Source organism: Micromonospora maritima (genome assembly GCF_902825405.1).
Taxonomy (GTDB): Bacteria; Actinomycetota; Actinomycetes; order Mycobacteriales; family Micromonosporaceae; genus Micromonospora; species Micromonospora maritima.
Genome location: NZ_CADEAU010000170.1, coordinates 1 through 10,292, shown reverse-complemented (window position 1 = coordinate 10,292; position 10,292 = coordinate 1). Strand labels below are relative to the sequence as shown.

The window sequence follows — 10,292 nt, the reverse complement described above, 5'->3', positions numbered from 1 at the left end:
CCGGACCAGGCCCAGCGCCGTGGCGGCGGCCAGCACCAGCCCGGCGGTCTGCGGGTCGAACGCCGGTTCCCGGGCGTCCGGGCGTTCCCGCCCCTGGCGGAAGTCCCAGCGCCGGGCGGAGAACACGTCCAACCCGGCCAGCACCGCCGCCAGGTCGCCGGCCGGCCAGTCGCCGCCGAAGCGGGCCACCAGCGCGCGCAGCGGCGGCGACTCCACCCAGGACCGCACGCCGGCCAGCAGCTCCGCGTGGCTCGTCCCCGCGGTGCCGGCCGGCAGCTCCACCCGGGTCGTCCGCACCCGGCGGATGCTACCGGCGACGTCTCTCGGTCGCGGTCCAGGCGCGACTGCGCTGCGGATCGCGTGGCAGAGCGCCCCGATCGGCGACGGGAAGGCCGGCGGATGGCCCCTTTCGCTCCGGAAAGCGTGACGACCGCTTGACGTGGTGTCAGGTCGGCAGCGACGCCGCGCGACACAGTGACAGTTGTCCCTGTCCCGGCGCGGTGGGAGCGTGCGGGGACCAGAACGCCGCTGAAGGGTGCGCCGATGACCTCCGCCGACCTCCTCGCCCGACACCGGGCCGTACTCCCGTCCTGGATGCCGCTCTACTACGCCGAACCGCTCGAACTGGTCGCCGGCTCCGGTCGCCGGGTCACCGACGCGGCCGGTCGCAGCTACCTGGACTTCTTCGGCGGGGTGCTGACCACCATGGTCGGCCACGACATCCCGGAGATCCGGGAGGCGGTCGAACGGCAGCTGCGCACCGGCCTCGTGCACACCTCCACGCTCTACCTGATCCGCCAGCAGGTCGAGCTGGCCGAGAAGGTCGCCCGCCTCTCCGGCATCCCCGACGCCCGCGTCTTCTTCACCAACTCCGGCACCGAGGCCAACGAGGCCGCCCTGCTGGTCGCCACCAACCACAGGCGCTCGCACCAGATCCTCGCGGTGCGCAACAGCTACCACGGCCGGTCGTACGCGGCGATGGGCGTGACCGGCAACCGGAGCTGGTCGGCCAGCGCGCTCAACCCGTTGCAGGTGGCCTGGCTGCACTCCGGTGAGCGGCTGCGCGGCCTGCTGGCCCGGCTCGACGCCGACGACCGGATCGACGCCGCGGTCGAGGACCTGCGCGAGGTGCTCGCCACCCAGACCGCCGGCGACGTGGCCTGCCTGATCGCCGAGCCGATCCAGGGCGTCGGCGGCTTCGTGCACGGCCCGGACGGGCTCCTCGCCGCCTGGAAGAAGGTACTCGACGAGCACGGCATCCTGTTGATCAGCGACGAGGTGCAGACCGGCTGGGGGCGCACCGGCGAGCACTTCTGGGGCTACCAGGCGCACGGCGTGACGCCGGACCTGCTCACCTTCGCCAAGGGCGTCGGCAACGGCTTCGCCCTGGCCGGCGTGGTCGGCCGGGCCGAGATCCTGGAGTCCGTGCCGGCGATCAGCTTCTCCACCTTCGGCGGCAACCCGATCTCCACCGCCGCCGGCAACGCCGTGCTCGACTACCTGCTCGACCACGACCTGCAGGCCAACGCGGCCCGGGTCGGCGCGATCCTCGCCGACGGCCTGCGCGCCGCCACCGCCGACCTGGACCAGGTCGCCGAGGTACGCGGCAAGGGCCTGATGCTGGCCGTCGAGTTCGTCCGCCCCGGCACCGTCGAGCCGGACGCGGAACTGACCACCCGGGTCTTCGAGGCGTGCCGCGCCGGCGGCCTGCTGGTCGGCAAGGGTGGGCTGTACGGCAACGTGGTGCGGATGGGCCCGCCGTTGACGCTGACCGAGGACGAGGCCCGCGAGGGCCTGGCCATCCTGGTCGACGCGATCCGCACCGCGGTCGGAGCGGCGGCGTGAACCTGATCGGGCACTACGTCGACGGCAAGCGGACGACCGGGGAGTCCGCGCGGCGCGGCGACGTCTTCGACCCGGCCACCGGCCGCCGTAGCGCCCAGGTGGCGCTGGCCGGCGCGGCCGACGTGGCCGGCGCGGTGGAGGCCGCCGAGCGCGCGGCCCGCGCCTGGCGGGACGCCTCGCTGGCCCGGCGCACGGCGGTGCTGTTCGCGTTCCGGGAGCTGGTGCACGCCCGCCGGGACCGGCTCGCGGAGGTGATCACCGCCGAGCACGGCAAGGTGCTCGCGGACGCCGCCGGCGAGGTGCAACGCGGGCTGGAGGTGATCGAGTACGCGTGCGGCATCGCCTCGGCGCTGCGCGGCGGGTTCAGCGAGAACGTCTCCACCGAGGTCGACTCGTACAGCCTGCGGCAACCGCTGGGCGTGGTCGCGGTGATCTCCCCGTTCAACTTCCCGGTCATGGTGCCGCTCTGGTTCGTGCCGGTGGCGGTCGCCTGCGGCAACGCGGTGGTGCTCAAGCCGAGCGAGAAGGACCCGGGCGCGGCGCTGCTGCTCGCCGAGTGGTTCACCGAGGCCGGCCTGCCCGACGGGGTGCTCAACGTGGTCAACGGCGACAAGGAGGCGGTCGACGCCCTGCTCGACCACCCCGGCGTGAAGGCGGTGTCGTTCGTCGGTTCCACCCCGGTGGCCCGGTACGTGCACCAGCGCGGCGCGCTGACCGGCAAGCGGGTGCAGGCGCTGGGCGGGGCCAAGAACCACATGGTCGTGCTCCCCGACGCCGACCTGGACCTGGCCGCCGACGCGGCGGTCAACGCCGGCTTCGGCTCGGCGGGGGAGCGGTGCATGGCGATCTCCGCCCTGGTGGCGGTGGAACCGGTGGCCGACGCGCTGGTCGAGCGGATCGCCGAGCGGATACGCCGGCTGCGTACCGGGGACGGTCGACGGGGCTGCGACATGGGCCCCCTGGTCACCGCCGCGCACGCCGAGCGGGTGCGCTCCTACGTGGAGTCCGGGATCGCGGCCGGCGCGGTGCCGGTGGTGGACGGGCGGGACGTCGCGCCCGACGGCGAGCCGGGCGGGTTCTGGCTCGGCCCGACCCTGTTCGACCACGTCACCCCGGAGATGTCGATCTACGCCGACGAGATCTTCGGCCCGGTGCTGAGCGTGCTGCGCGTCGACTCGTACGACGAGGCGGTCGAGCTGGTCAACGCGAACCCGTACGGCAACGGCACCGCCATCTTCACCAACGACGGCGGGGCGGCCCGCCGGTACCAGCACGAGGTGGAGGTGGGCATGGTCGGCATCAACGTGCCGATCCCGGTGCCGATGGCCTACTACTCGTTCGGCGGGTGGAAGGCGTCGCTCTTCGGCGACCTGCACGCGCACGGCGCCGACGGGGTCGCGTTCTTCACCCGGGGCAAGGTGGTCACCAGCCGTTGGCTCGACCCGCGCCACGGCGGGGTCAACCTCGGCTTCCCCACCCAGACCTGAGCAGCCGCAGCAGCCCCGCCCCGGCCAGGTACACCACAAGCGCCGGGGCGGGCAGGCCGAGCGGCTCCGCCGCCTCCTTCGGCGCGAGGCTGTTCAGCAGCAGGCCGGCGACGAGGGCGGCGTACCCCGTGACGGCGAGCGCGATGGCCATCCGGCCGTTCGTGGCGGCACGGCCTCCGGGGACGGCGGTGGGTCCGGCGGCGGGCGCGCTGCCGTCCGGACTGGGCGGGCGACGGGTGCGGGCCTCGATCGGGCCGAAGACGGCGACCAGCGCGGCAAGCATCACGGCCAGGGCGAGCAGCCACGGGATCCGCCAGGCCCACCAGGTCGCCGAGCCGACCGGGGGAGTGGGCAGGGCGCCGAGCGCGTCCAGCAGGCCGACCAGCAGCACCGCGGCGGTCAGGTGCCAGAGGAAGACGGTGAGCACCACCGCGTTGACCGCGATCACCGCCTGCCACGGGCCGGACCTGCGCAGCCAGCGGCCGGCCGGGCGCCGCAGCAGCAGGATCAGCCCGAGCTGGGTGGTGGCCGCGGCGAGCAGCGCCACGCTCGGTGGCGCGGCGTTGTCCAGCCGTTCATCGGGCACGTGCAGCATCGCCACCGGGTACGGCCCGACGGCGGTCAGCAGCACCAGCGCGGCCAGCCCGACCACCAGCAGCGTCGCGCCGGCCCGGCGGTCCAGCGGCAGCCGGCGCCGGCGGGGAAGCTCGGGTGACCGGGCGTCGTACCAGGCGAACCCGAGCTGGTGCACGGCCAGCCAGGCGAACAGGTAGTTGCCGTCGGCCAGACCGGCCGGACCGAGGAGCCGGCCGAGGTCGCCGAGCGCGACGAGACAGGCCAGCGCCACCGGCACGGCGAGCCCGAACCGGCGGTGCAGCGCGTACATCGGCGGGGTCAGGGCCACCACCACGAAGTAGGCGGCCAGGAACCAGAGCGGGATGGTGGCGAACCAGACCACGGTGCGCACCTGCGTCGTCTCGGCGCCGCGCAGCGTGGCGACCGCCGCGCCGGCGGCCAGCACCAGCAGCAGCGTGGTGGTCGGTCGGACCAGGCGGGCGCTGCGGTCCACCAGCCACCCGGTGGCGGAGCCGCCGCGACCCCGGCGAGCGGCCAGCGAGGCGGCGTTGGCATAGCCGCCGACCAGGAAGAACACCGGCATCACCTGGGCCACCCAGGTCAGCGGCCAGGCCCAGGGCAGGTCGGCCAGAGCCGACCGGCCGGTCGGGCGGCCGTCGTCGTACCCGATCACCGTGATGCCCCAGTGGCCGAGCACGACCATGGTGACGGCCAGCGCCCGGAGCAGGTCGACGTAGCGCTCCCGCCCCGGCGGCGTGCGCTCGGCGAGCTGCCGCAGGCGGCGCATGGAGCCAGGCTATGCCAGCCGTCGGCGACCGGTACGGATAACGGATCGGTCGAGAAGTCTTGTGATCCGCGTCGCGTCGGCGTAGAAATTCTTCAGCAACAACGGCTGATGTGAAGACAAGCGACAGAAGCGCCACCCCGCGTACCCGAACCGAGGAGTTGCGATGAACAGGCGTGAGATCCTTCGGCGCAGCGCCGCCGCCGGCCTGCTGGCCACCCCCGCCGCCGGCCTGCTCGCCGGCTGCGCCACCTCCGGCGGTGGCGACGACAAGGGCGACGCCGGCGCGTACAAGGGCACCAAGAGCGAGCAGAACCCGCTCGGGGTGAAGGAGGACGCGCCGCTGGAGGTGGTGATCTTCAACGGCGGCTTCGGCGAGGAGTACGCCAAGGCGCACGAGGCCATGTACAAGGAGAAGTACCCGAAGGCGGAGATCAAGCACTCGGCCACCGCGGAGATCAGCAAGACGCTCCAGCCCCGCTTCGTCGACGGCAGCCCGCCGGACGTGGTGAACAACTCCGGCGCCGGCCAGATCGACTTCAACGGCCTGGTCTCCCAGAACGCGATCGCCGACCTCGGTGAGCTGCTCGCCGCGCCCAGCCTCGACACGCCCGGCAAGACGGTCAAGGACACGCTGCTGCCCGGCACCGTCGAGGTCGGCTCCTACGACGGCAAGTTCCTGGTGCTCAACTACACCTACACGGTCTACGGCATCTGGCACTCCACCAAGCTGTTCGCCGACCGGGGCTGGACCTACGCCAAGACCTGGGACGACCACATCGCGCTCTGCCGCCAGATCAAGGCCGCCGGCATCGCCCCTTGGACGTACGCCGGCGTGCACCCCCGCTACATGAGCTGGCCGCTGATCTCCACCGCGATCAAGCTGGGCGGTCCCTCGGTCGCGCTGGCCATCGACAACCTGGAGCCCAACGCCTGGAAGTCGGACGCGATGAAGACCGCCGCCGACGCCTGGTACCAGATCGTCAAGGACAAGTTCATCCTGGCCGGCTCCCCGGGCCTGGACCACAAGCAGTCGCAGACCGCCTGGTGCCAGGGCAAGGCCGCGTTCATCTCCTGCGGCTCCTGGCTGGAGAGCGAGCAGAAGGACGTCACCCCGGCCGGCTTCAACATGACCGTCGCGCCGACGCCGAGCCTGGGCAGCGGCGACAAGCTGCCGTTCGAGGCGATCCGGGGCACCGCGGGCGAGCCGTTCATGGTGCCGGCGAAGGCGAAGAACGTGGCCGGCGGGCTGGAGTACTTCCGCACCATGCTGTCGCGCAAGGGCGCCCAGGACTTCACGAAGAAGGTCGCCAGCCTGCCCGTGGTCGCCGGCGCCACCGAGGGCATCGACCTGCCGTACGGGCTCGGCACCGTGGTCAAGGCGTTGGACGCGTCCGGGTCCAACGGCTTCAACTGGGTCTACAACAACTACTACCGCAAGCTGGAGCGCAACCTGGTCGACGCGGCCTGCGGCGAGTTCTTCAGCGGTCGGATCTCCCCGGCGGAGTTCCTCGACCAGTGCCAGAAGGGTGCCGACTCGATCGCGCAGGACAGCTCGGTCAAGAAGTACAAGCGGGCCGCGTGACGATCGGATGCGACACGGCCGATACCCGCTGATCCTCAGCTTCCTGCTGCCACCGCTGGCGCTGTACGGCATCTTCGTGCTCTCGCCGTACCTCCAGGCGTTCCAGATCTCGACCACCGACTGGCTGGGCTACTCCGCGCAGGCCGACCCGGTCGGCCTGGCGAACTTCCGCACCCTGCTGCACGACGGGTACGTCTGGAACGCGTTGAAGAACAACGCGATCCTGCTCGCGGTGGTGCCGGTGGTGACCATCGCGCTGGGTCTCTTCTTCGCCAGCATGCTCACCATGGGGGGCCGCAAGGGCCGTGCCGGGGTGACCGGGGTACGCGGTACCTCGGTCTACCGGCTTGTCTACTTCTTCCCGCAGGTGCTCTCCGTGGTGATCATCGCGCTGCTGTGGAAGGAGATCTACAGCCCGACCAGCGGCCTGCTCAACGGCGCGCTGCGCGCGGTCGGGATGACCGACACCCCGGCCTGGCTGGGTGACCCGAGGTTCGCGTTCTGGTGCGTGCTGGCCGTGATGGTCTGGAGCAACGTCGGGTTCTACGTGGTGCTGTTCGGCGCCGCCATGCAGGCCATCCCGCGCGACATCTACGAGGCGGTGCTGCTCGACGGCGCGTCCCGGGCCACCATGCTGCGGAAGATCACCATCCCGCTGCTCTGGGACACCATCCAGGTGGCCTGGATCTACCTGGCCATCGCGGCGCTGGACGGCTTCATCCTGGTGCAGCTCATGACCAACGGCGGGCCGAACTTCTCCTCCGACGTGATCGGCCTGCGGATGTACGACACCTCGTTCGGCAGCGAGAACAAGTTCGGGTACGCCTCGGCGATCGGCGTGGCCATGTTCTTCCTGACCCTCTCGGTGGCGGTGCTGGCCCTGCGGACCGCCCGGCGTGATCGGATCGAGTACTCGTGACCACAGTGGAAACCGGTGCCCCGACCACCGTCGCGGCGGGTGCGGCCACCCCGGCCGACCGTCCGCCCCGGCGTGAGCTGGGCGTGGCGAACGTCTTCTCGCACGGCTTCCTGCTGCTCTGGGCGGCGATGACGATCCTGCCGCTGGCCTGGATGCTGCTCAGCTCGTTGAAGAGCAACGGCGAGATCATCTCCGACCCGTGGGGCCTGCCCGAGGCGCTGCGGTTCGACAACTGGGGACGGGCCTGGACCAACGCCCACATCGGCCGGTTCTTCTTCAACAGCCTGGTGGTGGTGACCGGGTCGCTGTGCCTGACCATGCTGCTCGGCGCCACCGCCGCGTACGTCTTCGCGCGCTACGAGTTCCGCGGCCGGCAGGTGGTCTACTACCTGTTCGTCGGCGGCATGATGTTCCCGGTGTTCCTGGCCCTGGTGCCGCTGTTCTTCGTGGTGCGCAGCGTCGGCCTGCTGGGCACCTGGCCGGGGCTGATCCTGGTCTACACCGCCTACTCGCTGCCGTTCACGGTGTTCTTCCTGACCGCCTTCTTCCGGACGCTGCCGACCTCGATCGCGGAGGCCGCCATGATCGACGGCTGCGGCCACTTCCGGCTCTTCTTCCGGGTGATGCTCCCCATGGCGCGACCGGGACTGATCAGCGTGGGCATCTTCAACTTCCTCAGTCACTGGAACCAGTTCCTGCTGCCCCAGGTGCTCATCCCCGGCGACGGGCAGGACCGGATGCTCGCCCAGGGGCTGAGTTCGCTCGCGGTGAGCCAGGGGTACGCCGGCGACTACGCCCAGCTCTTCGCCGGCCTGACCATCGCCGTCCTGCCGGTGCTCGTGGTCTACGTGGCGTTCCAGCGCCAGGTCCAGGCCGGCCTGACCGCCGGGCAGCTCAAGTGAGGTCGTTGCCACAGGCAACGGGACAGTGGGGATGATCGTGCTCCTCTAGGGTGAGCCGGCACGCTCACCTCATCGACAGGAACCTCATGTTCTTCCTCATCTACACGCTGCTGTTGCTGCTCGGCGGCATCGCGATGGTCGCCCTGGGCATCGCCATCAAGGAGCAGGGGACCGGCGCCCGGATCCTCAACGTGGTCGTCGGCATCGCCATGTTCGCCTACGGCTTCTATCTGCTCTTCCTCTTCGAGGGCGGCCGCTACCAGATCTTCTTCTACGTCTTCGTCCTGCCGATCCTCCTGGTCGTGCGCGCGGTCAAGGCCCGCAAGGAGGCCCGCGAGCAGACCGCGGCGCACCAGTTCGCCGGAGCGCCGCAGCCCGGCATGTTCGCCCCGTCCGGCCACGGCCAGCCGGCTCCCGGCTTCCCGGCCCCGGGTCAGGCGGGTGCTCCGTACGGCGTAGCCGGTCAGGGGCACGCGGTGCCGCCGCACGGCCAGCCCGTGGCGCCGCACGGTCCGGTTCAGCAGGGGTACCCGGCCGCGCCGCACGGTCCGGGCCCGCACGGATACCCGGCCGCGCCGCACGGTCCGGGCCCGCAGGGATACCCGACCCCGCCGCAGGGCTCGGGGCCGCAGGGGTACCCGACCGCCTGAGCAGGCACGGAGGCCGGTCGCCCGCCGTGGCGGCCGGCCTCCCCTCCGCTTGACCGGTAGGAAATCTCCTACCTATGCTGGCGGCATGTCCGTCAACCACGTGCAGCTCGTCTCCGTACCCGTCACCGACCAGGACCGGGCCCGCGACTTCTACGTCGACGTGCTCGGTCTGGACCTGGTGCGCGACAACCCGATGGGACCCGGCGGCCGCTGGGTGCAGGTGGCCCCGAAGGGCGCCGCGACCACGCTGACGCTTGTCACCTGGTTCGACAGCATGCCCGCCGGCTCGCTCCGGGGGTTGGTGCTGGAGAGCGACGACCTCGACGCCGACGTCGCCCGTCTGCGCGACCGGGGGGTGGTGTTCGCCGAGGGCGGGATCCAGGTCGCGCCCTGGGGCCGGTACGTCACCTTCGCCGACCCGGACGGCAACGGCATCGCGCTGCAGGAGACCCGTGTCTGAGCCGGACGTCTTCGCGGCCCTGGCCAACCCCACCCGACGGGAGCTGCTGCGGCTGCTCCGCGAGGAGGGGCAACAGCCGGTGCAGCGGCTCGCCGACCGGTTCGACATGCGCCGACCGAGCCTGTCCGAGCACCTGCGGGTGCTCAAGGACGCCGGGCTGGTGACCGAGCAGCCGGTCGGTCGACAGCGCTTCTACGCGTTGCGTCCCGAACCCTTGCGCGAGCTGGCCGACTGGCTCACCCCGTACGAGCGGTTCTGGCGCTCCCGCCTGGCCGGGCTCCGCGAGGTGCTGGACGATGTGCCCGATGAGTGAGCGGGCGCGTATCGCGGTGGACCAGTTCCTGCCCCATCCGCCGACCAAGGTGTGGCGGGCCCTGACCGATTCTGATCTCCTCGAACGGTGGCTCATGCCGAACGACTTCCGGCCGGCGCTCGGACACCGCTTCACCTTCCGCACCCTCGCGCGCCCGGGTCAGGGGTTCGACGGGGTGGTCCACTGCGAGGTGCTGGAACTCGACGAGCCGCGGCGGCTGCGCTGGGCGTGGCGTGGTGGCTCGCTCGACACGGTGGTCACCTGGACGTTGGTGCCCGAGGGGCGAGGCACCCGGCTGTTCCTGGAACACGCCGGCTTCGACCCGGACGACCCGCTCCAGCGCCGGACGTTCACCCTGCTCGACGGCGGTTGGCGTACCCAGGTCTGGACCCGTCTCGCCGCCACGCTGACCGCACTGCCCTGACCCGCCGGCCCGCCCCTGCGGTGCACGGCGGACGCCCGTCCCGCAGTGGCCAGGCTCTGCCGGCGGTGCGGTGGGGGCTGGTGTGACGCCTACGGTGTTCCACCGAGCCGGTGGCGCTGCGTGCCCGGCGAGTGTGGGTCGTCCACGTCATCGGCTTCTCGGTCGCGGACGGGACGAGGTTCTCCGTCGCCTGTCGAGCTGATAACACCAACGACTCAGCGGCTGTGGGTGAGGGTGAGGGTGAGTCGTTGGTGTTATCAGCTCGAAAGGGTGTTGAGGGTTATCGTCCGTCGGCGCGGGGCGCGGGGCGCGGGGCGCGGGGCGCGGGGCGCGGGGCGCGGGGCGCG

10 protein-coding genes and 1 pseudogene are annotated in these 10,292 nt (G+C 71.7%); 9 read left to right on the top strand and 2 right to left on the bottom strand.

The features are described 5' to 3' along the window. Positions 1-297, bottom strand: a pseudogene (locus tag HUW36_RS16680) (hypothetical protein); the annotation flags it as partial. Between the two features lie 246 nt (positions 298-543). Here HUW36_RS16680 and HUW36_RS16675 point away from each other — a divergent pair. Then, positions 544-1,845 carry an aspartate aminotransferase family protein gene (locus HUW36_RS16675; protein ID WP_174529019.1) on the top strand — a complete coding sequence of 434 codons (1,302 nt, stop codon included), beginning with the start codon at positions 544-546 and terminating at the stop codon, positions 1,843-1,845. Beyond that, a complete protein-coding gene (locus HUW36_RS16670; protein WP_174529018.1) occupies positions 1,842-3,332 on the top strand; it encodes a CoA-acylating methylmalonate-semialdehyde dehydrogenase in 1,491 nt (496 codons plus the stop codon). Before HUW36_RS16675 ends, HUW36_RS16670 begins: the two co-directional genes overlap by 4 nt. Here HUW36_RS16670 and HUW36_RS16665 read toward each other — a convergent pair. Next, on the bottom strand, positions 3,304-4,695 hold the full coding sequence (locus HUW36_RS16665) for an acyltransferase family protein (RefSeq protein ID WP_174529017.1): 1,392 nt from the start codon (positions 4,693-4,695) through the stop codon (positions 3,304-3,306). The genes HUW36_RS16670 and HUW36_RS16665 overlap by 29 nt on opposite strands. Positions 4,696-4,858: 163 nt before the next feature. Between HUW36_RS16665 and ngcE the strand changes: the two genes are divergently transcribed. The 7 genes from ngcE to HUW36_RS16630 all read left to right on the top strand — a co-directional run bounded on the left by ngcE (position 4,859) and on the right by HUW36_RS16630 (position 9,945). Beyond that, positions 4,859-6,277 carry an N-acetylglucosamine/diacetylchitobiose ABC transporter substrate-binding protein gene (ngcE, locus tag HUW36_RS16660; protein WP_174529016.1) on the top strand — a complete coding sequence of 473 codons (1,419 nt, stop codon included), beginning with the start codon at positions 4,859-4,861 and terminating at the stop codon, positions 6,275-6,277. Between the two features lie 7 nt (positions 6,278-6,284). Further along, complete coding sequence (locus HUW36_RS16655; protein ID WP_174529015.1) at positions 6,285-7,196, top strand: carbohydrate ABC transporter permease; 912 nt, start codon at positions 6,285-6,287, stop codon at positions 7,194-7,196. Continuing rightward, complete coding sequence (locus tag HUW36_RS16650) at positions 7,193-8,098, top strand: carbohydrate ABC transporter permease (RefSeq protein WP_425487242.1); 906 nt, start codon at positions 7,193-7,195, stop codon at positions 8,096-8,098. Before HUW36_RS16655 ends, HUW36_RS16650 begins: the two co-directional genes overlap by 4 nt. 86 nt (positions 8,099-8,184) lie before the next feature. Next, entirely contained in the window at positions 8,185-8,748 is a 564-nt protein-coding gene (locus HUW36_RS16645; RefSeq protein ID WP_174529014.1) for a hypothetical protein, read from the top strand. An 85-nt stretch (positions 8,749-8,833) separates the two neighbouring features. After that, positions 8,834-9,208 (top strand): VOC family protein, encoded by a 375-nt coding sequence (locus tag HUW36_RS16640; protein ID WP_174529013.1) that lies wholly within the window; start codon positions 8,834-8,836, stop codon positions 9,206-9,208. After that, complete coding sequence (locus HUW36_RS16635) at positions 9,201-9,521, top strand: ArsR/SmtB family transcription factor (RefSeq protein ID WP_174529012.1); 321 nt, start codon at positions 9,201-9,203, stop codon at positions 9,519-9,521. Before HUW36_RS16640 ends, HUW36_RS16635 begins: the two co-directional genes overlap by 8 nt. Then, positions 9,514-9,945, top strand: coding sequence for an SRPBCC family protein (locus HUW36_RS16630; protein WP_174529011.1), 432 nt, complete (start codon positions 9,514-9,516; stop codon positions 9,943-9,945). Before HUW36_RS16635 ends, HUW36_RS16630 begins: the two co-directional genes overlap by 8 nt. Positions 9,946-10,292: the final 347 nt, after the last annotated feature.

What these genes read in the sequence shown, in the direction of transcription:
- HUW36_RS16675 (WP_174529019.1), top strand. Translation starts at nt 544, where the DNA reads ATGACCTCCGCCGACCTCCTCGCCCGACACCGGGCCGTACTCCCGTCC.
- HUW36_RS16665 (WP_174529017.1), bottom strand. Translation starts at nt 4,695, where the DNA reads ATGCGCCGCCTGCGGCAGCTCGCCGAGCGCACGCCGCCGGGGCGGGAG.
- ngcE (WP_174529016.1), top strand. Translation starts at nt 4,859, where the DNA reads ATGAACAGGCGTGAGATCCTTCGGCGCAGCGCCGCCGCCGGCCTGCTG.
- HUW36_RS16655 (WP_174529015.1), top strand. Translation starts at nt 6,285, where the DNA reads ATGCGACACGGCCGATACCCGCTGATCCTCAGCTTCCTGCTGCCACCG.
- HUW36_RS16645 (WP_174529014.1), top strand. Translation starts at nt 8,185, where the DNA reads ATGTTCTTCCTCATCTACACGCTGCTGTTGCTGCTCGGCGGCATCGCG.
- HUW36_RS16640 (WP_174529013.1), top strand. Translation starts at nt 8,834, where the DNA reads ATGTCCGTCAACCACGTGCAGCTCGTCTCCGTACCCGTCACCGACCAG.
- HUW36_RS16630 (WP_174529011.1), top strand. Translation starts at nt 9,514, where the DNA reads ATGAGTGAGCGGGCGCGTATCGCGGTGGACCAGTTCCTGCCCCATCCG.